This is a genomic window from Roseococcus microcysteis (assembly GCF_014764365.1).
In the GTDB taxonomy this organism is placed as follows: Bacteria; Pseudomonadota; Alphaproteobacteria; order Acetobacterales; family Acetobacteraceae; genus Roseococcus; species Roseococcus microcysteis.
Map to the genome: position 1 here is coordinate 1,162,461 of NZ_CP061718.1, position 23,822 is coordinate 1,186,282.

The 23,822-nt window shown below is 70.7% G+C and carries 23 protein-coding genes and 3 pseudogenes; 8 read left to right on the forward strand and 18 right to left on the reverse strand.

The features are described 5' to 3' along the window. The first annotated feature begins 11 nt into the window (after positions 1 to 11). The 4 genes from cobS (at position 12) to ICW72_RS05510 (ending at position 4,175) form a co-directional block, all read left to right on the forward strand. Entirely contained in the window at positions 12 to 1,013 is a 1,002-nt protein-coding gene (gene cobS / locus ICW72_RS05495; RefSeq protein ID WP_191085300.1) for a cobaltochelatase subunit CobS, read from the forward strand. 7 nt (positions 1,014 to 1,020) lie between these two features. Further along, positions 1,021 to 1,338, forward strand: a complete 318-nt coding sequence (locus ICW72_RS05500; protein ID WP_191085301.1) for a hypothetical protein — start codon at positions 1,021 to 1,023, stop codon at positions 1,336 to 1,338. A gap of 1 nt (position 1,339) precedes the next feature. Further along, entirely contained in the window at positions 1,340 to 3,205 is a 1,866-nt protein-coding gene (gene cobT / locus ICW72_RS05505; RefSeq protein WP_191085302.1) for a cobaltochelatase subunit CobT, read from the forward strand. Between the two features lie 160 nt (positions 3,206 to 3,365). Then, entirely contained in the window at positions 3,366 to 4,175 is an 810-nt protein-coding gene (locus ICW72_RS05510; protein ID WP_191085303.1) for an esterase-like activity of phytase family protein, read from the forward strand. An 8-nt stretch (positions 4,176 to 4,183) separates the two neighbouring features. On the opposite strand, the gene ICW72_RS05515 is transcribed toward ICW72_RS05510, so the two are convergent. The 4 genes and pseudogenes from ICW72_RS05515 to ICW72_RS05530 form a co-directional block, all read right to left on the reverse strand. Beyond that, a complete protein-coding gene (locus ICW72_RS05515; protein ID WP_191085304.1) occupies positions 4,184 to 4,954 on the reverse strand; it encodes a sensor histidine kinase in 771 nt (256 codons plus the stop codon). A gap of 130 nt (positions 4,955 to 5,084) precedes the next feature. Beyond that, on the reverse strand, positions 5,085 to 5,381 hold the full coding sequence (gene rpmB / locus ICW72_RS05520; RefSeq protein ID WP_184383446.1) for a 50S ribosomal protein L28: 297 nt from the start codon (positions 5,379 to 5,381) through the stop codon (positions 5,085 to 5,087). A 124-nt stretch (positions 5,382 to 5,505) separates the two neighbouring features. Further along, the gene (locus ICW72_RS05525) at positions 5,506 to 5,748 is read right to left on the reverse strand and encodes a hypothetical protein (protein ID WP_184383447.1); all 243 of its coding nucleotides are present in this window, start codon (positions 5,746 to 5,748) and stop codon (positions 5,506 to 5,508) included. 177 nt (positions 5,749 to 5,925) lie between these two features. Then, positions 5,926 to 7,799: pseudogene (locus ICW72_RS05530) on the reverse strand (ABCB family ABC transporter ATP-binding protein/permease). A 62-nt stretch (positions 7,800 to 7,861) separates the two neighbouring features. On the opposite strand from ICW72_RS05530, the gene ICW72_RS05535 reads away from it, so the two are divergent. Together ICW72_RS05535 and ICW72_RS05540 are read left to right on the forward strand one after the other, a co-directional pair. Further along, positions 7,862 to 8,713, forward strand: a complete 852-nt coding sequence (locus ICW72_RS05535) for an NUDIX hydrolase (protein WP_191085305.1) — start codon at positions 7,862 to 7,864, stop codon at positions 8,711 to 8,713. Between the two features lie 90 nt (positions 8,714 to 8,803). Next, on the forward strand, positions 8,804 to 9,589 hold the full coding sequence (locus ICW72_RS05540) for a nitrilase-related carbon-nitrogen hydrolase (RefSeq protein ID WP_191085306.1): 786 nt from the start codon (positions 8,804 to 8,806) through the stop codon (positions 9,587 to 9,589). 3 nt (positions 9,590 to 9,592) lie between these two features. Here ICW72_RS05540 and ICW72_RS05545 read toward each other — a convergent pair whose 3' ends face one another. Both ICW72_RS05545 and purD read right to left on the reverse strand, forming a co-directional pair. Then, positions 9,593 to 9,802 (reverse strand): hypothetical protein, encoded by a 210-nt coding sequence (locus tag ICW72_RS05545; protein ID WP_191085307.1) that lies wholly within the window; start codon positions 9,800 to 9,802, stop codon positions 9,593 to 9,595. Between the two features lie 77 nt (positions 9,803 to 9,879). Next, a pseudogene (purD, locus tag ICW72_RS05550) lies at positions 9,880 to 11,147 on the reverse strand (phosphoribosylamine--glycine ligase). Positions 11,148 to 11,191: 44 nt separating this feature from the next. Here purD and xseA point away from each other — a divergent pair. Both xseA and ICW72_RS05560 read left to right on the forward strand, forming a co-directional pair. Further along, positions 11,192 to 12,625, forward strand: coding sequence for an exodeoxyribonuclease VII large subunit (gene xseA / locus ICW72_RS05555; protein ID WP_191085308.1), 1,434 nt, complete (start codon positions 11,192 to 11,194; stop codon positions 12,623 to 12,625). After that, positions 12,622 to 13,407 carry a M23 family metallopeptidase gene (locus ICW72_RS05560; RefSeq protein ID WP_191085309.1) on the forward strand — a complete coding sequence of 262 codons (786 nt, stop codon included), beginning with the start codon at positions 12,622 to 12,624 and terminating at the stop codon, positions 13,405 to 13,407. The genes xseA and ICW72_RS05560 overlap by 4 nt, the downstream gene beginning before the upstream one ends. Here the strand turns inward: ICW72_RS05560 and ICW72_RS05565 are convergent. The 12 genes and pseudogenes from ICW72_RS05565 to hpnJ form a co-directional block, all read right to left on the reverse strand. Then, positions 13,352 to 14,770 carry a hypothetical protein gene (locus ICW72_RS05565; RefSeq protein ID WP_223880849.1) on the reverse strand — a complete coding sequence of 473 codons (1,419 nt, stop codon included), beginning with the start codon at positions 14,768 to 14,770 and terminating at the stop codon, positions 13,352 to 13,354. The two genes, ICW72_RS05560 and ICW72_RS05565, sit on opposite strands and share 56 nt — an antisense overlap. Then, on the reverse strand, positions 14,764 to 15,207 hold the full coding sequence (locus ICW72_RS05570; protein ID WP_191085310.1) for a molybdenum cofactor biosynthesis protein MoaE: 444 nt from the start codon (positions 15,205 to 15,207) through the stop codon (positions 14,764 to 14,766). Before ICW72_RS05570 ends, ICW72_RS05565 begins: the two co-directional genes overlap by 7 nt. 6 nt (positions 15,208 to 15,213) lie before the next feature. Further along, complete coding sequence (moaD, locus tag ICW72_RS05575; RefSeq protein WP_191085311.1) at positions 15,214 to 15,465, reverse strand: molybdopterin converting factor subunit 1; 252 nt, start codon at positions 15,463 to 15,465, stop codon at positions 15,214 to 15,216. 5 nt (positions 15,466 to 15,470) lie between these two features. Continuing rightward, positions 15,471 to 15,989, reverse strand: coding sequence for a hypothetical protein (locus tag ICW72_RS05580; RefSeq protein ID WP_191085312.1), 519 nt, complete (start codon positions 15,987 to 15,989; stop codon positions 15,471 to 15,473). A 53-nt stretch (positions 15,990 to 16,042) separates the two neighbouring features. Continuing rightward, a complete protein-coding gene (gene pgsA / locus ICW72_RS05585) occupies positions 16,043 to 16,645 on the reverse strand; it encodes a CDP-diacylglycerol--glycerol-3-phosphate 3-phosphatidyltransferase (protein ID WP_191085313.1) in 603 nt (200 codons plus the stop codon). Between the two features lie 5 nt (positions 16,646 to 16,650). Beyond that, the gene (gene uvrC / locus ICW72_RS05590) at positions 16,651 to 18,546 is read right to left on the reverse strand and encodes an excinuclease ABC subunit UvrC (RefSeq protein ID WP_191085314.1); all 1,896 of its coding nucleotides are present in this window, start codon (positions 18,544 to 18,546) and stop codon (positions 16,651 to 16,653) included. A gap of 416 nt (positions 18,547 to 18,962) precedes the next feature. After that, positions 18,963 to 19,346, reverse strand: coding sequence for a dihydroneopterin aldolase (gene folB / locus ICW72_RS05595; RefSeq protein ID WP_191085315.1), 384 nt, complete (start codon positions 19,344 to 19,346; stop codon positions 18,963 to 18,965). Between the two features lie 31 nt (positions 19,347 to 19,377). After that, a pseudogene (locus ICW72_RS05600) lies at positions 19,378 to 20,162 on the reverse strand (SDR family oxidoreductase). Positions 20,163 to 20,202: 40 nt separating this feature from the next. Next, a complete protein-coding gene (locus tag ICW72_RS05605) occupies positions 20,203 to 21,171 on the reverse strand; it encodes a lysylphosphatidylglycerol synthase domain-containing protein (RefSeq protein WP_191085316.1) in 969 nt (322 codons plus the stop codon). Continuing rightward, a complete protein-coding gene (hpnK, locus tag ICW72_RS05610) occupies positions 21,168 to 22,025 on the reverse strand; it encodes a hopanoid biosynthesis-associated protein HpnK (protein WP_191085317.1) in 858 nt (285 codons plus the stop codon). The genes ICW72_RS05605 and hpnK overlap by 4 nt, the downstream gene beginning before the upstream one ends. Positions 22,026 to 22,038: 13 nt before the next feature. Further along, positions 22,039 to 22,371 (reverse strand): monooxygenase, encoded by a 333-nt coding sequence (locus tag ICW72_RS05615; RefSeq protein WP_191085318.1) that lies wholly within the window; start codon positions 22,369 to 22,371, stop codon positions 22,039 to 22,041. Between the two features lie 16 nt (positions 22,372 to 22,387). After that, positions 22,388 to 23,821 (reverse strand): hopanoid biosynthesis associated radical SAM protein HpnJ, encoded by a 1,434-nt coding sequence (gene hpnJ, locus ICW72_RS05620; RefSeq protein WP_223880850.1) that lies wholly within the window; start codon positions 23,819 to 23,821, stop codon positions 22,388 to 22,390. Between the last annotated feature and the right edge of the window lies 1 nt (position 23,822).

Below are 23,822 nucleotides of genomic sequence, written 5' to 3' on the forward strand. Positions count from 1 at the left end.
GCGGAAGCGTGATGAACCAAGTGGCCCCGATCGGTGAAGTGCGCCCGACCAGCGCGATCAACATGCCGGATGTGACGGTGAACGCGCGCGAGGTCTTCGGCCTCGACATCGACATGGAAGTGCCGGCCTTCTCCGTCCGGACCGAGCATGTGCCGGAGCCCGACCCCGCCTACCGCTTCGACCGCGAGACCACGCTCGCCATCCTGGCCGGCTTCGCGCACAACCGCCGCGTGATGATCCAGGGCTACCACGGCACGGGCAAGTCCACCCATGTCGAGCAGGTGGCCGCGCGCCTCAACTGGCCCTGCATCCGCGTGAACCTGGACAGCCACATCAGCCGAATTGATCTCATCGGCAAGGACGCCATCGTCCTCAAGGACGGCAAGCAGGTGACGGAGTTCCGCGAGGGCATCCTGCCCTGGGCGCTCCAGCACCCCTGCGCGCTGGTTTTCGACGAGTATGACGCGGGCCGTCCGGACGTGATGTTCGTGATCCAGCGCGTGCTGGAGGTCGAGGGCAAGCTGACGCTGCTCGACCAGAACCGCGTGATCCGCCCGCACCCGATGTTCCGGCTGTTCGCCACCGCCAACACGGTGGGCCTGGGCGACACGACGGGCCTCTATCACGGCACGCAGCAGATCAACCAGGGCCAGATGGACCGCTGGAACATCGTGGCGACGCTGAACTACCTGCCGCACGCGCAGGAGACGGAGATCGTCCTCGCCAAGATCGGCAGCAGCGACCCCAAGATGAAGAAGCAGGTCGAGGCGATGGTGGCGCTGGCGGACCTGACGCGCGCCGGCTTCATCGCGGGCGACATCAGCACCGTCATGTCGCCGCGCACCGTCATCACCTGGGCGGACAATGCGCGCATCTTCGGCGATGTGGGCTTCGCCTTCCGCCTGACCTTCCTCAACAAGTGCGACGAGGCCGAGCGTTCGACGGTGGCGGAGTACTACCAGCGCTGCTTCAACGAGGAGATCGCGACCGGCCTCTACAAGAAGGCGGGCTGAGGCGAGGGTGGGGCGCAGGGCGGCACAGGCCATTCCACGCAGCGCCCGGCAAAGGCTGGGGCCGCGCCGGCGCGCGCCCAAGGCGCAGGCCGCCACGGCCCCGCCCCGCCCCGTCCAGACCCCCGCGCAGGAGCGCGCCGCCACCTTCACCCGCTGGATGGTGGCGGGCGCGCTGGCCGGCCTCATCCTCTCGCTGACCCAGGCGTCCAACCCCTGGGTCGGTTCGGGCGTCACTTCCAATCTCGTCCAGGCGCTGGGCGCCTCGATCGCCACCGGCCTGCTCGCGCGCGGCGCGTGCTGGATCTGGCTCGCAAGGCAGGCATGACATGAGCAAACAGGACCTCACGCGGCAGGAAGAGTTCAAGCGGGCGACCGCTGGCGCCGTGCGCGCCATCGCGCAACAGACGGAAGTCCAGGTCGCCTTCCAGCCTGGCCCCGCCGGCGTCTCGGGCAAGCGCGCCCGCCTGCCGCTGCCCACCCGCAGCCTTCCCCCCGCCGAGATGGCCAAGCTGCGCGGGGCCGCCGATGCCGTGGCGCTCAAGCTGCGCCACCACGACGAAGCGACCCACGCCGCCCGCGCGCCTGCCCGCAAGGAGGCGCGCGAGGTCTTCGACGCGCTGGAGGATGTGCGCGTGCAGACGGTGGGCAGCCGGCACATGGCGGGTGTGGCCGCCAACCTCCGCGCCCGCCTCTCGGAGGAGTGCGAGGCGGAGGGCTATGACCGCATGACGCGCAAGGACCAGCTGCCGCTGCATTCGGCGCTGGCCCTGATGGCGCGCGAACGCATCTCGGGCGAGGCCGTGCCGCCCGCGGCCCAACGCGTGCTGGACATGTGGCGCGACAGCCTGGACGACAAAGCCAGCGCCGCGATGGACGAGCTCTGCTCCGCCACCGATGACCAGGAGGGCTTCGCCCGCGCCGCGCGCAAATTGCTCGCCGCCATGGATCTGGCCGAGGCCGAGCTGGAAAGCGAGGCCAACGAAGACCAGGAGGGCGACGAGGGCGCCGAGGAAGCCAGCCAGCAGGACCAGTCCTCGGCCGGCGAGGCGCAGTCGCAGGACCAGGAATCCATGCAGGGCGCCGAGCCCGAGACCATGGAGGGCGACGCCGCCGACGAGGAGGCCCAGGAATCCGAGGAAGAGGGCGCGGCCGCCGAGGGCGACGAGAAGCCCGGCGGCCCCCAGGCCCGCCGCGAGGTCCCCGTCACCGACGATGCCAGCCGCTACCGCGCCTTCTCCACCCAGTTCGACGAGGTGGTGGAGGCCGATGACCTTTGCGACCCCGACGAACTCACCCGCCTGCGCCAGCAGCTCGACCAGCAATTGCAGCACTTGCAGGGCGTGGTCTCCAAGCTCGCCAACCGGCTCCAGCGCCGGCTGATGGCGCAGCAGCAGCGCGCCTGGGATTTCGACCTGGAGGAGGGCATCCTGGACGTGGCGCGCCTCGCGCGCGTCGTGGCCAACCCCACCCTCTCGCTCTCCTACAAGCGGGAGCGCGACGCGGATTTCCGCGACACCGTCGTGACCCTGCTCATCGACAATTCTGGCTCCATGCGCGGCCGCCCCATCACGGTGGCCGCCATGTGCGCCGACATCCTGGCCCGCACGCTGGAACGCTGCGCGGTCAAGACCGAGATCCTGGGCTTCACCACCCGCGCCTGGAAGGGCGGCCAGAGCCGCGAGCGCTGGGTGGCCGAGGGCAAGCCCCGCAACCCCGGCCGCCTGAACGATTTGCGCCACATCGTCTACAAGGCCGCCGACGCGCCCTGGCGCCGCGCCCGCCGCTCCATCGGGCTGATGCTGCGCGAGGGGCTACTGAAGGAGAACATTGACGGCGAGGCGCTGGACTGGGCCTACAAGCGCCTGCTGACCCGCAGCGAGCATCGCCGCATCCTGATGGTGATCAGCGACGGCGCGCCGGTGGATGACAGCACGCTCTCGGTGAACCCGGGCAACTACCTGGAACGCCATCTGCGCGACGTGATCAAGACCATCGAGACGCGCAACCAGGTGGAGCTGATCGCCATCGGCATCGGCCATGACGTGACGCGCTACTACCGCCGCGCCGTGACGATCGTGGACGCCGAGGAGCTGGGCGGCACCATGATGAAGAAGCTGGCCGAACTCTTCGACGAGGACGCGGCCGAGGCGTGGCAACGGGCCGCCTCCGAACGCGCGCCGGCTGTCATCTGATGCGGCGCGCCCCGGCGGTGATCTGACCCCACGCCGCGCCTTCCTGGCCCTCCCCCTCGCCCTGCCCGCCTGCGCGGCGCGGGGCGACCCGCTGCCGCGCGCCGGCGCCTTCCCCCTGCCCGAGCCAGCTACGCCCGGCCTGCGCCCTCTGGGCGGGCTGGTGCTGGACACCGGCGCCTGGGGCTTCGGCGGGTTTTCCGGCCTGCACATGAGGCCCGACCTCACCCTGACCGCCGTCAGCGACCGCGGCCGCTGGTGGCGGGCGCGGCTGGAGTTGGACGCGGCGGGCGCGCCCCGCGCCCTCTCCGGCGTGCGGCACGGCCCGCTGCGTGACGCCGCCGGCGCGCCCCTGCGGGGCATCACCCATGGCGATGCGGAGGCGCTGACCCGCCTGCCCGATGGCGACTGGCTGGTGGGCTTCGAGCGCCGCCACCGCATTCAGCGCCACCGCCAGCTGGAAGGGCCTGGCGCACCCTTCCCCACCCCGCCGGGCCTCAACGAGGCGCCCTCCAATGGTGGGTTGGAGGGGCTGACCCTGCTGGCCGATGGAAGGCTGCTGGCCCTGGCCGAGCAGTTGCGCGGCACCGCGCCCGGCACCACCCGCGCCTGGCTCGGCACAATCCAGGGCCGCCGCGTGGCCTGGACCCCGCGCGACTACGCCCCGGCCACCCCCATGGTGCCGACCGGCGCGGCCGGCCTGCCCGATGGCGGCGCGCTGGTGCTCGAACGGGATTTTTCGCTGTTCGGTGGCTTCCGGTGCCGGCTGGCGCATCTGCCGCCCCAGGCCTTCGCGGGCCAGGCCCCGCTGCGCGGTGAGACGCTGCTGCGCCTGCCCGGCGATGGCCCAGCCGACAATTGGGAAGGCGTGGCCGTGGCCCGTCGGGCCGGGCGCACCCTGGTCGCCCTCATCTCCGACGACAATGAACGCGCCGCCCAGCGCAGCATGATCCTGCTGTACGAGATGCCCTGAGGGGCGCGTCAGTTCGCCACCACCCGGTTCGCGGGCAGGGAGAGGAAGGCACGCGCGCCCACGCCGGGTGCGGCCTCCATCACCAGCTCCCCGCCATGGGCGCGCAGCAGGGCGCGGGCGAGCGAAAGGCCCAGCACCAGGCCGCGCGTGCGCGGCTCCTCACCGCAATGCAGGGTGGGCGAGAGATCATCCACAGCGAGGCCCAGCCCCTCATCCTCCACCACGATGGTGACGCCCTGGGGGGTCTGCACGGCGCGGATGTCAATGAAGTCGCCCTCGCCCGTCGCGCGGGCGGCGCGGCAGAGCACCTGCACCAGCGCGCCCCGCAGCGCCCGGGCATCGGCCCGCACCACCAGCGATTCGAGCACGGGGTCGAGGCGCCAATGGCGCAGCCCGGGGCCGAGTTGGCGCTGCGCGGCTTCCACCGAATCGGCCAGGACGGGGCCCAGGGCGAAGCGCTCATCGCGCAGGGCGCGCGCGGCGCTGACCACGCCATGCGCCTCCACCACCGCATCGGCGAGGGAGAGGATGCGCCGCGCCTCGGCCTCGAAGCCGGCCCCCGCCTCGCCGCCCAGCACCTGGGCGCGGCCGAGCAGGCCCAGGCCCAGCCCGTGCACCTCCCGCGCCATGAGGTCGAGGGCGCGGCCGCCGCGGGTGGCGCGTGCCTCCGCGGCGGCCAGGCGCGCCGTCAGTTGGCGCTGCCGGAAGAGGGACACCACGACCAGGCCCGCCGCGAGGACCAGGAAGGAGAGGCAGAAGAGGATGGAACCGCTCGACATGACGCGGAAGATAACTGGGGAGGGTTAAGAAACCCTGGACCGTCTCATCCGGCGAGACTCGGTGAAAACGAAAACGCGCCGGCCCTTGCGGGCGCGGCGCGCTTGCTCGGGCTTGCGCCCGTTCGTGCTGTCAGGCCGCGGCCTTCTTCGCCTGGGCGCGCTCGACGCGGCGCTTCAGGGTGATGGCCTCGGCCGGCAGGCGACGGTCCGGCGTGGTGAGCAGGAAGGCGTCGAGGCCGCCATTGTGCTCGATGGTGCGGATGCCGTGCGTCGTCAGGCGGATCTGGATGGAGGTGCCCAGCACGTCCGACCAGAAGGACTGGTGCTGCAGGTTGGGCAGGAAGCGCCGGCGCGTCTTGTTGTTCGCGTGGCTGACATTGTTGCCAGACTGAACCGTCTTGCCGGTGATGCCGCAGCGGCGAGCCATGATCGTGATCCCAAACGAAAAGCGCGCGCGGCATACCGCGCGCGGTGTCAATGCGTGGGGTTGTTTGCGTCAGCCGGCGCGCGAAGTCAAGCGCGCGCGGCGATTCCCGCCCCCGTGGAAGGCCTCAGCGCGGCAGGGTCGGAAGCTGGCGCAGCTCCCCCGCCTCCACGCTCGCCAGCGCCTGGCGCAGCACGCCCGCGATGGAGCGGTCATCCATGCTGCGCGAGAGCAATCCCAGCGCCCCGCCCAGCAGGGCCGAGGCCGCCGAGACCGGCGCGATGTTCTGCTCCAGCATGTATTCGATCGCCTTGTCCACGACCGAGCCCGCGTGGCTCAGATCCTCGGGCGTCTGTTGCTCCATGCTCATTCTTTCCCGGTTACATACGCAGGCCCCGACATGGGGCAGGCGGTGCCGCGACGGAAGGGGGCAAAGCTTACGGCTGCTTCATGTATGGACAACTGATTCACCGCTCCGGCGTCCGTCGGCGCGGATCAGGCGCTGGCTGGGCGACTGATTCACCGCTCCGGCGTCCGCCGGCGCGGATCAGGCGCCGGAGGGAAGTTCGCCCTGTCGCCGCGCACTCATCTCCTCGCCGAAGCGCGCCTCCGCCTCCGCCCGCGCCGCCGCCTCGGCGGCCGCCACCGCATCGGCCTGGCGCTGCCACATCTGGGCGTAGAGCCCCCCTCCGCGATCAGCCCCGCATGGGTGCCGCGCTCCGCGATGCGCCCCTCCTGCAGCACGATGATCTCATCCGCCTCCACCACCGTGGAAAGCCGGTGCGCGATGACCAGCGTGGTCCGCCCCGTCGCCACCTGCCGCAGCGCGGACTGGATCTCCTGTTCCGTCGCGGTGTCGAGCGCGCTGGTCGCCTCGTCCAGGATCAGCACGCGGGGGTTCTTCAGGATGGTGCGCGCGATGGCCACGCGCTGCTTCTCGCCACCCGAGAGCTTCAGGCCCCGCTCACCCACCCGCGTCTTGTAGCCATCGGGCAGCTTCATCACGAAGTCATGCACCTGGGCGAGCTTAGCGGCCTCGATGACCTCGGCCTCGTTCGCCCCCGGCCGCCCATAGCCGATATTGTAGGCGATGGTGTCGTTGAACAGCACCGTGTCCTGCGGCACCACGCCGATGGCGTGGCGCAGGCTGTCCTGCGTCACGCCGCGCACATCCTGCCCATCCACCAGCACGCGCCCGCCCGTCGCATCATAGAAGCGGAACAGCAGGCGCGAGATGGTGGACTTCCCCGCCCCCGTGGGCCCCACGATGGCCAGCATCCGCCCCGGCGGCACCTCGAAGCTGACGCCCTTCAGGATTTCGCGGTCGGGGCGGTAGTGGAAGCGGACGTCGTCGAACACCACGCGCCCCTCCGGCACGCTCAGCGCGGGGGCGCCGGGCGCGTCCTCGACCTCGCGCGGGACATCGAGCAGGGAGAACATCTGCTCCATATCCGTCAGCCCCTGGCGGATTTCGCGGTAGGCGAAGCCCAGGATGTTCAGCGGCAGGTAGAGCTGGATGAGGTAGGTGTTCACCATCACGAAGTCGCCCACGCTCATCGTGCCGTTCGCGATGCCGCCGCCGGCCAGCAGCATCACCACCGTCAGCCCCGCCGCCATGATCAGCGCCTGGCCCGCGTTGAGCATGTTCAGCGTGGTCTCGCTGCGGGTATAGGCGCGTTCGTAGCGCTGCAGGCTTTCGTCGTAGCGCGCGGCCTCGTGGCGCTCATTGTTGAAATACTTCACCGTCTCGTAGTTCAGCAGGCTGTCAATGGCCTTGGTGTTCGCCTCCTCGTCCATCGCGTTCATCGCGCGGCGGAAGCGCAGCCGCCAATTGGTGAAGATCAGCGTGAAGGCGATGTAGCCCACGATGGTGACGATGACCGTCAGCGCGAAGCTGACGTCGAACATCCACCACAGGATGCCCGCCACCAGGAAGATTTCCACGATGGTCGGGATGATGTTGAACAGCAGGAAGTTCAGCGCGATGGCGATACCGCGCGTGCCGCGCTCGATCACGCGCGACAGCCCGCCCGTGGCGCGGTCCATGTGGAAGCGCATGGACAGCGCGTGCAGGTGGCGGAACACCCGCAGCGCCACCCAGCGCGCGGCCCGCGCCTGCACCTTGGCGAAGACGGCGTTGCGAAGCTCCGCCAGCCCCGCGCTCACCACCCGCAGCAGCCCGTAGCCCAGGATGAGCGCGATGGGGATGGCGAGCATGGCCCCCACCCCCTCGCGCGGGGCCAGCGCGTCCACCGCGCGGGCATAGGCGATGGGCACCAGCACGCCCGCGGCCTTGGCGAGGATGAGGCAGATCACCGCCACCACCACCCGGACCTTCATCTCCGTCTCGCCGCGTGGCCAGAGATAGGGGAGGATGGAGATCAGGGCGCTGCGGTGGTTTCCGGGGGGCTTCGGTTGCATCGCAGCCACATGGCGCGGAACGCGCAGGTTGGAAAGCGCGGGCCCGGTGTTAGATGGATGACATGTCCTCCACGCTGATGCGCCACATCCTGGCCTGCAACAACACGCCCTCTCCCGCGCACCTCCTGCCCTTCCGCTTCGGCGGGCCGCAGGTGGGCTGGGTGTCGAAGGAGCTGGCCCAGGCGCTGACCTTCCTGCCGCAGAGCTTCCATTTCGACGGGGATGGCGTCGCCATGGCGGGCCGGCTGCGCAGCGCCGGCGCGCGGTCCGACGCCCTGGCCGCCGCCTGCCGCGACCTGGCCAAGCAGGGCTTCCTGCGCATCCGCGGCGAGAATTTCGACATCCGCACGGGCTTCGAGGGGCCGGTGCTGGGCACGCTCGACCGCGGCGCCATCCCCGCCTTCGGCATCATCGGGCATGGCGTCCACCTGAACGGGCTGGTGCGGCGCGCCGATGGGCTGCATGTCTGGGTGGGGGTGCGGGCGCGCGACAAGGCGGTGGCCCCGGGGCAGCTCGACAACCTGGTGGGCGGCGGGGTGCCGGCGGGACTGACGCCGGCCGAGACGCTGGTGAAGGAAGCCGCGGAGGAAGCCTCCATCCCCTCCGCGCTGGTGGCGGGCGCCCGCCCCGCCGGCCGCGTCTCCTACATCCTGACGCTGCCCGAGGGCCTCCGGCGCGACGTGCTGCACGTCTATGACCTGGACCTGCCCGAAGACTTCACCCCCACCCCCAACGACGACGAGGTGGAGCGCTTCGAGCTCTGGCCCGCCGCCCGCCTGCTGGAGGCGGTGCGCGAGACGGACAGCGTGAAGTTCAACGTGAACCTGGTGCTGATCCACCTCTTCCTGCGCGAGGGGTTGCTGCCCGAGGCCGAGGCCGCCGCCCTGGCGCCGCTGCTCGACCAGGGCGCCTGACCCGGCCGGATCGGCCTTGCAACTCAGGGCCGTATCTGGAAGCCTTCACGCAACCGGGCCGCTTCATGGGCCGCAGGGGAGTGATGCGCCATGCCCTACCTCGCCCTTGGCATGCTCAAGGTGGACAAGAACGGCTTCGGGGCGAACCCCGCGAACCGTGCCGCCGAGTTCGACATGACGGTCCAGCAGGCGAATGCGATCCTGAAGACCAAGCAGGGCGGCAGGCCCGGCGTGCGCATGCTGGTGGCGCCCGAGTATTTCTGGTCCGGCTACGGGCAGATCGGCAAGGTGGTGGCGCAGCATGGCCCCCTCGCCATGGACCGCGACGACAAGCACGCGATCTATTCGGCGCTGAAATCCACCTCCAAGAAGGCCGGCTCGCTCGTGCTGGTGGCGGGCTCGATCTTCTACCATAAGCCGCAGGGGACGAATGACGCGGCCTACAATGTCTGCCCCGTGCTGCGGAACGGCAGCTTCCTGCTGAAGGCCTACAAGGAGTTCGACGACGGCGCCGCGAGCAAGAACCCAGGCACGCTCGACTACGACACCAAGGACAGCGACCCCTACTTCAAGGTGGAAGGCATCGGCTTCGGCCTCGAGGTCTGCGGCGAGCACGGGCGCCTCGCCACCTGGAACGCCACCGCCGGCAAGACCATCCATGTGCAGATCCTGGTGTCCGACAGCATGTCCATCCGCGCGCCCATGGTCGTCGCCACGCGCTATGTCGCGCAATGCGATATCGGCGGCAGCGCCATGGCGGTCGCGGTCTATCCCGCGGCGGGCCCATTCGGCACGGCCACCGCCATCCCGGCCGAGGGGATTTCCACGGCCCAGGTCAATGGCGGCACCGTCCATTACTGGGGCCTGGACATCTGAGGCTCAGGGCGAGCGTTGGAAGTCCTGCCAGATGTTCTGCGCGGCCTGCACCTCGCGCGCCGAGGCGTTTCGCTCCGTCTCAAGATAGGCGCGCAGTTCCTCCCAGGAACCCGCGCCATGGATCCGCCCATCGGCCAGGGCCGCCTGGACGAAATCGGCCTCGGGTGAATCCTGGAACCTGCACATTTCCAGATAGCCTTTGAACGACACCATATCGCGAACTCCTTCCGCCACCACAGGGAAGGAACGCGATGGGTGCGGGGTGGCTGCACGCGCGCCGCCAGGCGGCGTCAAAGCCCCCGGGCGCCGATGTCCCGCCGGCAGAAGCCGCCCGGCCAGTCCACCCGGTCCACCGCGGCATAGGCGGCCGCGCGGGCCTCGCGCAGGCTGGCCCCCACCGCCGCCACCCCCAGCACGCGCCCGCCGGCGGCGACCAGCGCGCCATCCTCGCGCCGCGCCGTGCCGGCATGGAAGATGGTCACATCCGGCACCTGCGCCGCCGCCTCCAGCGCGCGGATCTCGCTGCCCGTGACGGGGGCGGCGGGATAACCCTCCGCCGCCATCACCACCACGATGGAGGACAGCCCCTCCCACCGCAGGTCGAAATGCGCGAGTTCGCCCTGGGTCGCGGCCAGCAGGGCGGGCAGCAGGTCGCTCTTCAGGCGCAGCATCAGCGCCTGGCATTCGGGGTCGCCGAAGCGGGTGTTGAATTCCAGCAGCTTGGGTCCCGCCTCGGTCAGCATCAGCCCGGCGAAGAGCACGCCGCGGAAGGGCGCGCCGCGCCGCGCCATCTCGGCCAGCACGGGGCGGATGCAGGTGGCCATCACCTCCTCCTGCAGCGCGGGCGTGAAGGCGGGCGGGGGCGAATAGGCGCCCATGCCGCCGGTGTTCGGCCCCGTGTCGCCGTCATGGGCGCGCTTGTGGTCCTGCGCGGCGCCGAAGGGGATGGCGGAGACACCGTCACAAAGCGCGAAGAAGCTGATCTCCTCGCCCACCAGGCATTCCTCGATGACGACGCGCGCGCCGGCCGCGCCATGGATGCCGGCCTCCATCATGTCGGTGACGGCCTCCAGCGCCTCGGCTTCCGTCGTGGCGACGACCACGCCCTTGCCGGCGGCCAGCCCATCGGCCTTCACCACGATGGGCGCGCCGCGGCCGCGGATATGGGCACGCGCGGCATCGGCCTCGGTGAAGACGGCGTAGTGCGCGGTGGGCGCGCCGGCGGCCACCGCCACCTCCTTGAAGAAGGCCTTGCTGCCCTCGAGTCGCGCCGCCGCGGCACTCGGGCCGAAGCAGGGAATGCCCGCCGCCGCGCAGGCATCGGCGATCCCCAATGTCAACGGCGCCTCCGGGCCAACCACGACGAGGTCCACGCGTTCAGACTTCGCAAACGCCACCAGGGCTTCGATGTCCGTGGCACCGATCGCCACGCATTCCGCCACCTCCGCGATGCCCGGGTTGCCCGGCGCGCACCACAGCTTGCTCAACAAGGGCGAGGCCGCGATGGCCCAGCACAGCGCGTGTTCCCGCCCCCACCACCCACCACGAGAACCCGCATGCCACTGCCTCCGCAAAACCCGAAACGTTCCGTATAAGGCCCCAATGGACGGAACCATCTCCAACATCCCGGAATACGGTGTCGGCGAATTGGCGGGCGCCATCAAGCGCACCCTGGAAGGGAGTTTCGCGCGCATCCGCGTGCGCGGCGAATTGACGGAGGTGAAGCCCTACCCCTCCGGCCACATCTACCTCTCGCTGAAGGACCAGGACGCCAAGATCGAGAGCGTGGTGTGGAAGAGCGCCGTGCGGAACCTGGGCCTCAAGCCCGAGAACGGCGTGGAGGTGATCGCGACGGGCCGCGTCTCCACCTATGGCGACCGCTCGAAATACCAGCTCATCATCGAGAAGCTGGAATATGCCGGCGAGGGCGCGCTGCTGGCGCGCATCGAACGCCTGCGCGTGGCCCTGCTCAAGGAAGGCCTGTTCGAGCGCAAGCGGCCCCTGCCCCTGCTGCCCCGCGTCATCGGCGTGGTGACGAGCGAGCGCGGGGCCGTCATCCAGGACATCCGCACCACGCTGGCCCGCCGCTTCCCGCGCCATGTGATCCTGTGGCCGGTCGCGGTGCAGGGCGAGGGTGCCGCCGCGCAGATCGCGGCCGCCATCAACGGATTCTCGGCGCTGCCCGCGGATGGCCCCATCCCGCGCCCGGACGTGATCATCGTGGCGCGCGGCGGCGGCTCCCTCGAAGACCTCATGGCCTTCAACGAGGAGGAGGTGGTCCGCGCCGCCGCCACCTGCACCATCCCGCTGATCTCGGCGGTGGGCCACGAGACCGACACCACGCTGATCGATTTCGCCTCCGACCGCCGCGCGCCCACGCCGACCGCGGCGGCGGAGCTGGCCGTGCCCTCCCGCGTCGAGATCGCGGCCGACATCGCGCAGAAATCCGCGCGGCTGGACCAGGCCGTGCAGGCCCGGCTGCGCGCCGCGCACCTGAACCTGACACGCGCCGAACGCTTCATCCCCGACGCGCCGGCCTTGCTGGCCCAGGCCCGGCAGCGCCTCGACGACCGGGGCGAAAGGCTGGCCGGCGCCCTGCCCGCCTTGGTGCAGGTGAAGCGCGGGCAACTCGTTCGCGCCGAGGCGGGGCTGCGCCACCCGCGCGAGATCCTGGCCGCCGCCCGCGCCCAGGTCGCCTCCCTCGCCCAGCGCGCCGATGCCGCCTGGGCGCGCTGCCAGCAGCGCCGTTCGGCCGCGCCGGCGCTGAGCCGCCTCTCCTCCGCGCCGGTCTCGGCACTGATCCGCGAGCGCGGCGCGCAGCTCGCCGGGCTCTCGGCGCGGCTGGAGGCCGTCAGCTACCACGCCGTGCTCGCGCGCGGCTTCGCCCTGGTGCAGGACGCCAAGGGGGCTGCCGTCACCACCGCCGCCGCCGTCCGGCCGGGCCAGAAGCTGCGCCTCACCTTCCAGGATGGGCAGGTGGAGGCCCAATCCGCCCGCGCGCCCAGCGCCGAGGACAAGCAAGGGACGCTGCTATGATCGCGCGCCGCCTCGCCCTCGCCCTGCCCGCACTGGCCCTTTCCCGGCCCGCCGCCGCCTTCACCTTGCAAGGGCGCCCCGAACAGGGCGGGCTACTGCGCGGCGAAGGGGCGGCGGGCCGAGCCGTCACTCTCGACGGCCGCGCGGTGCGCGTCTCGCCAGATGGCCGCTTCGCGCTAGGTTTCGGCCGTGACCACGCCTCGCGCGCCACGCTGCGCGTGGGCGCCGAGACGCGCGTGCTGGAGGTGGCGCCGCGCGACTGGCGCATCCAGCACATCACCGGCCTGCCGCCCGCCCAGGTCACGCCCGATGCCGAGGCGCTGCGCCGCATCGGCGCGGAGCGCACGCGCCTGGCCCAGGCGCGCGCCACGGATACGCCGCGCACGGATTTCACCGGCGACCTCGCCTGGCCCGCGCGCGGGCGCATCAGCGGCGTCTTCGGCAGCCAGCGCGTGCTGAACGGCCAGCCCCGCGCGCCGCATTATGGGCTCGACATCGCGGGGCCGGTGGGCACGCCCATCGCCGCCACCCTGCCCGGCCGCGTGACGCTGGCGGCGGATTTCTTCTTCTTCGGCAAGCTGGTGGTGCTGGACCACGGCCATGGGGTCCACAGCCTCTACGCCCACCTGAACGACATCCATGTGGCCGAGGGCGCCGAGGTGAACCAGGGCGCCCGCATCGCCGACATGGGCGCCACGGGCCGTGTCACCGGCCCGCATCTCCATTTCAGCCTGGGCTGGTATGCGACCTGGCTGGATCCGGAGCCGCTGCTGCCGGGATGACGACCTGCCGCGGGCGCCAGAACACCACCGCCGCCAGCGGCAGGAACCAGGCGATGCGCGCCTGGTAGCGCGGATGCGGCCCCGACAGCGCGCCCACCGCCAGCGCATTGCCCGTCATCCCCACCAGCAGCGCCAGCAGCAGCCCCAGCGCCCGCGCATCCCGCGCCGCATGGGCCCGTGCCCAGGCCAGCAGCGCGAAGGGCGCGGCCAGGATCAGCACCAGGGGGAAGACCCGCGCCACGGCCAGGGCCCAGGCGTTCAGCTCGTCGCGCTGCTGCAGGGCGGACTGGAAACGGGCCACCTCGGCGGCCGGGAAGCCGTTGCGCAGATGCGGGATGACGCCATAGCCCACATCCCGCCGGCGGGTGGTGTCGCCGAGGCCGGACAAGGTCATCTGCGTCAGGAAATTGCCCAGCCCCAGCATCACCACCGTGCCGGGCTCGCGCCGCAGGGTCTCCATCACGATCTCGCGCGCCTCCGGGGCGATCTCGCGGCCGCCCAGGAAGATGGCCGTGCCGTCGGGGCGGCGGTTCATCGCGCTGGTGTTGTTCCAGAGGAACTCATCCGCATCATCCGGCAATTGGCCCACGAATTGGCAGAGATACCAGCCGCGCTCCGGGCAGAGGGCCGCGATGGTGCGCTGGGCCGGCCCGTCCGCGATCATCCGCGCCAGCAGGAAGGTGCTGCCATAGGGCGAGATGGAGAGGCGCCCATGTCCCACCACATTCGTCACCAGCAGCAGGGCGATGGCGCCCAGCAGCGGCACCGCGGCCCGCAGCGCCACGCCCCAGCCCGCCCGCAGCAGCAGGGCCAGCACCAGCACCGCGAAGATCACCGGCAAATTCGACAGATGCGAGGCCACGGCGATGGGCGTCAGCAGCAGCAGCCAGGCGCGCTCGGCCCGGCTCAGTGCCGGCCAGCCCCAGGCCAGCAGCGCCGTGCCCAGGATGGCGACCGGCGTCAGCACATCGGGCATGACGATGGAGACGGACCAGGGCAGCGCCGTCAGCGCCGCAAGCCCCAGGCACAGCGCCACATGCCGGCGCGGCGAGCCCCACCCCACCACGCGCCCCAGCAGCCACACCATGTGCGAGACGATGAGCGCATGGGCGATGACGGTGAACCACAGCGAGACATGCTGGTGGAACACCCAGGCGAAGGGCCCGTAGATCCAGGGCTTGTCCCAGATCATCAGCGGCACGACGGTCTGGGAGATGAAGGCCCCCGTGTCGCTGAAGATGACCGGATAGCCGTTCAGCACCGCGGGCCAGAGCAGCAGCAGCGCCCCGCCCAGTATGGCGACCAGCGCCGCCGCCCTCTTGATGGGAGGGGGCGCGGGGACAGGCTTCGGCGGGGCTACCAACGCGCGGCCGCCGCGTCATCCTCGGCGCGCGCTTCGACCCAGCGCGGCGCGCCCTCCCGCGGTTCCTCGCGCTTCCAGAAGGGGGCCTTGGTCTTGAGCCAGTCCATCAGGAAGGCGCAGGCTTCCAGCGCCGCGGCCCGGTGAGCGCTGGCGGCCAGGACCAGCACGATCGGCTCGCCGGGGGTGAGGCGCCCCACGCGATGGATGATGGTGCAGCCCGTCAGCGGCCAGCGTTGCATGGCGTCCTCCGCGATGCGCGTCAGCGCCCGTTCCGTCATGGCGGGGTAATGCTCCAGCACCATGGCGGCCAGGCCGTCATCGGCGCGGCAAATCCCCGTGAAGCTGGCCAACGCGCCAATGTCGTCGCGGGATGCGGTGAGGCGCGCCATTTCGGCCGCCACGTCGAAGGGAGCTTCCTGGACGAGGATGCGGGGCATGGGGGGTCAGCCCCCCGTGACGGGGGGGAAGAAGGCCACCTCATCGCCGGGCTTCACCGGGTCATCGGGGGTCGCGAAGTCGAGGTTCACCGCGCAGCGCACCCCCTTGCCGGCGGCGAAGGCCTCGGCATGGGCGGGGCTGCGCGCGGCCATGTGCGCGATGAGGTCGCGGACGGTGACGACGCCTTCCGGCGGCGTGATCTCCTCCTCGGCCAAGCCGAGCTTTTCGCGCAGCCAGGCGAAATACAGGATCTTCATGCCGCTCAGCGGGGCGCGGGCACGAGTCGGGGCGGCGTGCCGGGCTCGATGATGGTGACGGTCCCGCCATCGCGGATCGCCACGCCCGAGCCGCGCGGCGAGAGCGTGCCCTGCACCCGGTCATTGCCGCCGGTGGTCACGGCCGCGCCATCGGGCGTGTTGATGATGCGCCCATCGGCGCGGGGCGCGATGCGCTGCATGGGCGGCTGGCGGGGCGCCTCGGGGAAGGTGGCGCGCGGCAGGCCGCGCAGGGCGGCGTCGGGGTCGGCCATGGTGGCGCGCTGGCCTTCCTGCTCCGGCCAGACATTGCCGGGCTCGACCGTCAGCACCGGGGCATCGGCCACGGGGCCGCTGCGGAGGCGCTGGATGGTCAGGCTGTCGGTCGGGAAATCCACGCCCCCGCCCGAGTAGGACGGTGACAGCCCCGGCACGCGCATCCCGCCCATGCCGCCACAGGCCGAGAGCAGCAGCCCGGCCAGGGCGAGGGCGGCGATATTTCCAGCAGGGATCAAAGGCTTGGCCACTTGCGGCACCTTTCCTATCGCGGCGCGCGCGGCGCCGGGAAGAGCGTGTTCGGTCATCGGCGGTCGGCCTCGGGGGCCGCGCCGGGGGGGCGGGCGGCGTGGCGCAGCCCGGCCACCCAGTAGTCCCACCCTGTCATGAGGGTGAGCGCGGCCGCCGTCCAGAGCATGGCCTCGCCGATGATGGAGACGGGCAGGAAGCCGAGGCCGATCACCGCCGCCCCCGTATCGCCGGCCAGCAGCACACCCAGCGCGCCCATCTGGAAGCCCGTCTTCCACTTGGCGAGCTTCGTCACCGGCAGCCCCACCTTCAGCCCCGCCAGATATTCGCGCAGGCCCGAGACCAGGATCTCGCGCAGCAGGATGACGATGGCGGGCAGCAGGCCGAATTCGCCCAGCCGGTCGAAGCCGGCCAGCAGCATCAACGCGGCGCCGACCAGCAGCTTGTCCGCGATGGGGTCCAGCATGCGGCCGAAATCGGAGGTGATCTGCCAGTCCCGCGCCAGCTTGCCGTCGAAATAGTCGGTGATGGCGGCGGCGGAGAACACGGCGCAGGCCGCCATGTCCGCCCAGGGCGCCTGGATGGCGACCAGGAGCACCATCACCGGAATGGCGAGGATGCGGGAGATGGTGAGCAGGTTGGGAAGATCGGTGGGCACAGGGGTTATGTAGCTTGCCCGAGGCCCGGGTGGAAATGCTGATGAATGCGTTTCGCCAGCCCCGGCCCCACGCCCGGGCAGTTGGCGAGGTCCGCCTCCCCCGCCTGCTTCACCCCCCGCGCCGAGCCGAAATGGTTCAGCAAACGGCGCTTCACCGCGGGTCCGACGCCTGGAATGTCGTCCAGCTCGGATTTCGTCAGCGCCTTGGCCCGCCCCGCGCGGTGGCTGCCGATGACGAAGCGGTGCGCCTCGTCGCGCAGACGTTGCAGATAATACAGCACGGGGTCACGTGGCGGCAGCTGGAAGGGCTCGCGCCCGGCCATGAAGAACCATTCGCGGCCAGCATCGCGGTCGGGCCCCTTGGCCATGGCCAGCAGCGGGATGTCGTGCAGGCCCAGCTCCTCCATCACCGCCGCCGCGGCCGAAAGCTGCCCCTGCCCGCCATCGATGACCACCAGATCGGGCCAGCCCTCGCCGGTGCGGGAGGGGTCCTCCTTCAGCGCACGGCCGAAGCGGCGTTCCAGCATCTCGCGCATCATGCCGAAATCGTCGCCGCCCTTGGCTTCCTTGATGCCGAACTTGCGATAGGCCGACTTCACGAAGCCCTGCGGCCCGCCCACGATCATCGCGCCATAGGCGTTGGTGCCCATGATATGGCTGTTGTCATAGACCTCGATCCGCTCCGGCCGGTCGGGCAGGTCGAGCAGCCTTTGCACCCCCTCCAGAAGCTGCCCCTGGGCGGTGGATTCCGCGAGGCGCCGCTCCAGCGCCTCGCGCGCATTGGTCTCGGCGTGCTCCACCACGGCGCGCTTGTCGCCGCGCTGGGGGCGGTGCAGCTCCACGCGCCGCCCGGCCTTCAGCGCCAGCGCCTCGGCCACCAGCGCGGCCTCGGGCACCTCATGGCTGGTCAGCACGAGCGGCGGCGGGGGCAGATCCTCGTAGAGCTGGGCCAGGAAGCTGCCCATCACCTCCTCGGGCGTGATGTCGGCCTTGGAATGGGTCAGGAAATAGGGACGGTTGCCGTTGTTCCGCCCGCCCCGGAAGAAGAAGACCTGCACGCAGGACTGCCCGGCCGCCATGTGCAGCGCCACCACATCGGCATCGCCCACGCCGTCCAGGTTGATGCGGCTGCTGCCCTGGACATGCGTCAGGCCGCGGATGCGGTCGCGCAGGCTGGCGGCGCGCTCGAATTCCAGGGCCTCGGCCGCGGCCTCCATCTCGGCGGCCAGGCGCTTCTGGATGGTCGGCACCTCGCCGGCCAGGAACTGCTTGGCCTCGGCCACCAGGCCCGCATAGTCCTCGCGGCTGATCCGGTCCACGCAGGGGGCCGAGCAGCGCTTGATCTGGTAAAGCAGGCAGGGCCGGTCGCGCGTCTCGAACACCGTGTCCCGGCAGGTCCGCAGCAGGAACACCCGCTGCAAGGCCGTGATGGTCTGGTTCACCGCCCAGACGCTGGCGAAGGGGCCGTAATAGCTGGCGCCCTTCCGTCGCTCCCCCCGGTGCTTCGCGATCTGCGGGTGGGAATGGTCGTCGCTGACCATCAGCCAGGGATAGGATTTGTCGTCGCGCAGGACGATGTTGAAGCGCGGCCGCAGCTTCTTGATGAGGTTGGCTTCGAGCAGCAGCGCCTCGGCCTCGGAGGCCGTGGTGATGACCTCCACCCGCCGCGTCTCGAAGACCATGCGCCGCAGCCGCTCCGGCAGGCGGGCGGTCTGGGTGTACTGCGCCACGCGCTTGCGGATGGCCCGCGCCTTGCCGACATAGAGCACATCCCCCTTGCCATCGAGCATCCGATAGACGCCCGGCGACAGCGGCAGGTTCGGCAGCGCGCCTTCCAGCACCGCCAGGCCCGAGGGCGGCGGCGCCTCTGGAATGGCCCCGGAAACTTCGTCAGTGGACATAACGCTTTGGCAACCTGTGGCTGTGCCGGCCCCATTGCGGGTCACCGGCTATGGACGCGCGGCCCGTTTTTCCCCCCTCCGCCGGGGCTTCGCAAACTATCCCCGGAAGCTGTGGATAACCCTGTGGGCGACACTGGGGCCGCATTCCTGTGTTCGGCCTTTGGACTGGATTTGCAAGAGATTGCCCAGAAACTCGGCAAAATTATAAGCCATTGATTTTTATGGAAATTAACACAAAGAGATTAAGGCTTGTGGCAGCGCGGTTACGCATATGTGGTGCTTTGCGAACCCCATGGAGCGCATGTCTGGGCGGTGGATGAAATCCACGGCCCATCCATTTTGGGGATTGACTTGGCCCTTCCGCTGGCCTCCCGGACAGGTCAACCCGCTCCGGCCGCGCACGCGAAAGTAGCGACTCAACCGGCGCGGGCGCGCTCCACCGTCACACCCACCGCCGCCACGTCCGAGAAGGCGTCCGGCTTCTCGATGGAGACCCGGGCGCGCAGCACCCGCGCATCGCGCAGCGCCAGCGCGGCCATCTGCTCGGCCAGCGTCTCCACCAGCAGCACATGCCCGCCCGTGACCGCCTGGCGGGCGGCGATCACCACCTGCTCATAGTCCACGACACGCGCCAGGTCATCTTCGCCCACATCCGGCCCGTCATCGCGCACGTCCAGCTCCACATGCACCACGATGCGCTGCGGCCCCACCTTCTCATGGGCATGGACCCCCAGGCGTGCCTGCAATTCCAGGCCGCGGATGAAGACGCGGCGCAGACGCGGCGAGGGGTTTTCCGTCATCACCGGCGCTTAGCACGCCGCGCGCCCGCGGTCATTCCTCCGGGGCGGCGCCCATCGCCACCGGCGCCCATTGCAGATGCTGGCCGCCATCGAGGCACATCACCTGCCCCGTGAAGCTCGGCATGGCCAGGATGGCGAGCAAGGCGTGCCCCACCTCCTCCGGGCTGGTGCCGCGGCGCAGGGGGACGGAGGCGCATTGCCGGTCGAACTGCGCCTGGCTCTGGCGGGGGCTGGGCAGCGCCGGCCCCGGCCCGATGGCCGCCACCCGGATTCGTGGCGCCAGGGCGAGTGCCATCTGCTGCGTCAGCGCCCAGAGCCCGGCCTTGGAGACGGTGTAGGAGACGAAATGCGGCGTCAGCGACAGCACGCGCTGGTCCAGCATGTTCACCACCACGCCCTCCGCCCCGGCGGGAAGCTGGCGGGCGAAATCCTGGGTCAGCTTGAAGGGCGCGCGCAGGTTCGGCTCCAGATGCGCGTCCCAGCTGTCCCGGGTGGCGTCGTCCCACTCGTCGCGCTCGAAGACACTGGCATTGTTCACCAGCACGCCGAGCGGCCCGAGTGCCGCCATGGCGTCCGGCACCAGCCGCGCCACCTCCGCCTCGCGCGCCAGGTCGGCCTGGAGCACATGGGCGAGGCGGCCCATGGCCCGGATGTCGTCGGCCAGCGCCTCGGCCTCGGCGCGGGACTGGTTCACATGCAGCGTCACGTCGAAGCCCGCCGCCGCCAGCGCCCGCGCCATGGCGGCACCCAGCCGCTTTGCCCCCCGGTGACGAGGGCATGGCGGGGAATGGCGGGGGCGATGGGAAAGCCGGTCACGGAAGCTCCTTGGCGGTCATGGCCGCGCTCAATTGGGGCCTCAGGCCGGGCGCGCAACCGGGGGTCTTCGCTCCACCCAGGCCCAGGCGGCGAGGCCGGGCAAATACATCACCACCTCGCGGAAGCGCCGCATCAGGGCCAGGGCCACGCTGGTCGTCGCGTCCAGCCCCATCAGCGCGCCCACACCGATGAACCCCGCCTCCAGCACGCCCAGCCCGCCGGGCACGGCGAAGCCGAAGGCGACCACGGCCTGGACCAGCGCCTCGATGATGACGGCCTCCAGGAAGGTGATGGGCATGCCCATCAGCCACAGCGCCACCCAGATCTGCAGCGCGCCCATGATGTTGGCGAACAACTGCCAGGCGAAGCACCAGATCAGCAGCTTCGGCAGCCGCCAGGCGCGGCGCAGGAAGGCATCGATGCGGCGGCTCTCCTCGGCCAGCCCCTCGATCTTCCCGGCCGTGATGCGGTTCAGCCAGGCCGAGACCCGCCCGAACACCCGCGCATTCTGGATGGCGATGAAGGGGGCCGCCAGCACGATGCCGCCCAGGGTCACGCCCAGGATGACGGCCAGCCCCACCTCCTGCCCGCTGGCCAGCAGCAGGGCGAGGCCCAGCAGCGCGAAGGCCATCTGCGACAGCACGGACAGGCCCATATCCATGAGCAGCCCCCCCGCCGCCGCGCCCGAGCCCACCCCCTGCCGCCGCATCAGCCGGTAGCAGGCCAGTTCGCCGCCCACCCGGCCCACGGGCAGCAGGGTGTTGATGCTCTCGCGGATCCAGATGAGTTCCATCATGGCCACGGCATTCGGGCGCTGGTAGCGCGGCATCAGCATGGCCCAGGCCCAGGCATTGGCCATCATGAAGGGCAGGTGCGCCGGCAGCAGCAGCAGCAGCCCCAGGCCCGCCGTGGCGAACAGCCCCGCCAGCGCGTCCAGATCCTGCATGGCGATGAGCCAGACGCCCACCACCAGGCCCAGCAGGGCCAGGACCAGCCCGAGACGGTTCACGGGAACAGCATGGGCGTGTAGCCGCCGCGCGGCAGGGCGGCCACGGCCTCGATCACGGCCGGGTCGGTCAGGGCGGCGAGTTCGGCCTCGTGGCGGTAGCCCGGGCCGCCGCGGCCGAAGCCGTCGCGCGCGGCGGGGTGGAAGTAGAGTTCCGTCACCCCCTCGGGCAGCAGGGGCAGCACGGCGCGCAGCCGGGCGGGGGTGAAATGGCCGGACCAGGCATGGCCCACCATGATGTCCGGCGCGCGGAGGCCACGCCGCGCGGCCCGGGCGCGCAGCACCCAGCCGGCGGGGCGCAGCGCCCATTCCCCCACGTCATCGCCTCGGCCCTCACCGCTCGCGGCCTCGGCCGCGCGGACCAGGCGCTGCGGCTCCCACGGCACGCGGATGGCGCGCACCCCGGCCTCGGCCGCGATGCGGATCATGGCGCCCGCGATCCAGGGATGGTTGTGGAAATGCTTGTGCGCGTTGACGTGGTCGCAGGGGAGGCCCGTCTCGCGGAAGCGGGCCATCTGCGCCGCCACCTCGGCCGCCAGCTCCGCCTGGGCGGCACGGGAGGTCGCGATGCGCGCGCCCAGCCTCTCCATGTCATCGCGGAACAGCCCGTTGGGCTGGGTCAGGCTGGGGATGTGCGAAGGCGGCAGGACGGGGCGGCCATCGGTCAGCGTGACATGCAGCCCGACCGCCAGGCCCGGATTGGCGCGGGCGATGCGCACGCCTTCCTCGAAGCCCGGTTCGCCCACCATGAGGCTGGCGGCGGTCAGCACGCCCTCGCGATGGGCGCGCTCGATGCCCTCGTTCACGGCGGCATGCAGGCCGAGGTCGTCGGCGTTGAAGATGAGGCGGCGCGTCATGCGCCCGCTTGTGTCAGGCGGGGGCGTGTTCGGCAATCACGGCCGAGGCCCCGGTGTTGTCCACCGAGACGGGGGTGTCGAAGAAGCGCACCTCCGGCGGGGCGCCATATTTCGCCGTGACGCGGGCCAGCCATTCGGCGCCATGCCCGGCCTCTGCCGCCGCGCGGCTATCCCAGCTGTAGGCGCCGCCCGCCTCCACATGGGTGTCCAGCGCGCGGTAGAGATATTGCTTGCGGACCAGCCCCGGCAGCTTGGCGTAGAGGGAAGCCGTCTGCCGGAACATGGCGGCGGCGTCCTCGCGCGACGTGGACGCCGGCAGCTTGAAGGTGACGACCGCTAGGATCATGGTTCGCGCGGCCGCGTCACGCCGCCCGCGCCTTCGCCCGCTCCCGCAGGAAGCCGAAGAACTCCACACCCTCGCGCAGGCGCCGCACCAGCATCTGTCGGTCCCGGATCATCTCGCCGCAGATGGAGGCGATCTTGGGCGCGCGGAAGTAGAAGCGCTTGTAGAAGGTCTCGACGCTGTCGAAGATCTCCTGGTGGCTCAGATGCTGGTAGGCCAGCGGCGCGATCTGCACGCCATGCGCGTCCACGTAGTCGGTGTTCGCCGTGTCCAGCCAGCCCTCGCGCGCCGCCTGCTCATAGAGGAAGGTGCCGGGATAGGGCGCGGCCAGGCTCACCTGCAGGGTGTGCGGGTTGGTCTCGATGGCGAAGCGGATGGTCTCCTCGATGGTCTCCTTCGTCTCGCCGGGCAGGCCCAGGATGAAGGTGCCATGGATGGCGATGCCGAGCTCGTGGCAGTCCTTGGTGAACTGCTTCGCGACCTCGATCCGCATGCCCTTCTTGATGTTGTGCAGGATCTGCTGGTTGCCGCTCTCATAGCCCACCAGCAGCAGACGCAGCCCGTTGTCGCGCATGATCTTGAGGCTGTCGCGCGGCACATTGGCCTTGGCGTTGCACGACCAGGTCACGCCCATCCGGCCCAGCCCGCGCGCGATTTCCTCGGCACGCGGCAGGTTGTCGGTGAAGGTGTCGTCGTCGAAGAAGATCTCCTTCACGTCAGGATAGGCCTGCTTGATGAAGGCGATCTCCTCCAGCACATGGCCCACGCTGCGCGTGCGGTAGCGGTGCCCGCCCACGGTCTGCGGCCAGAGGCAGAAGGTGCAGCGGCTCTTGCAGCCGCGGCCCGTGTAGAAGCTGATATAGGGGTGCTTCAGATAGCCGATGAAGTACTTCCGGTGGTCGAGGTCGCGCTTGTAGACCTCGCTCACGAAGGGCAGGTCGTCCATGTTCTCCAGCATGGGCCGGTCGTCATTGTGGACGATCACGCCCTCGCCGTTGCGGAAGCTCAGCCCCTTGATGGAGGACAGGTCCCGCCCCTCGGCGGCCTCCTTCACCGTGAAGTCGAATTCGTTGCGCGCCACCCAGTCGACCACCGGCGCGTCGCGCAGGCTCTCATGCGCCTGAACCGCCACCTTGGCGCCGATCAGCCCGATCTTCATCGCGGGGTTCGCGGCCTTCAGCGCCTCCGCCACCTTCACGTCCGACGCGAAGGAGGGGGTGGAGGTGTGCATCACGCACAGGTCGAAGTCGCGGGCCATGTTGGTGACATCGGCCAGGGTCTGGTTGTGCGGCGGCGCGTCCACCAGCTTGGAGCCGGGCACCAGGGCCGCCGGCTGCGCCAGCCAGGTGGGGAACCAGTAGCTCTTGATCTCGCGCCGCGCCTGGTAGCGGGCGCCGGCGCCGCCGTCGAACCCGTCGAAGGAGGGAGCCTGGAGGAACAGGGTGCGCATCATC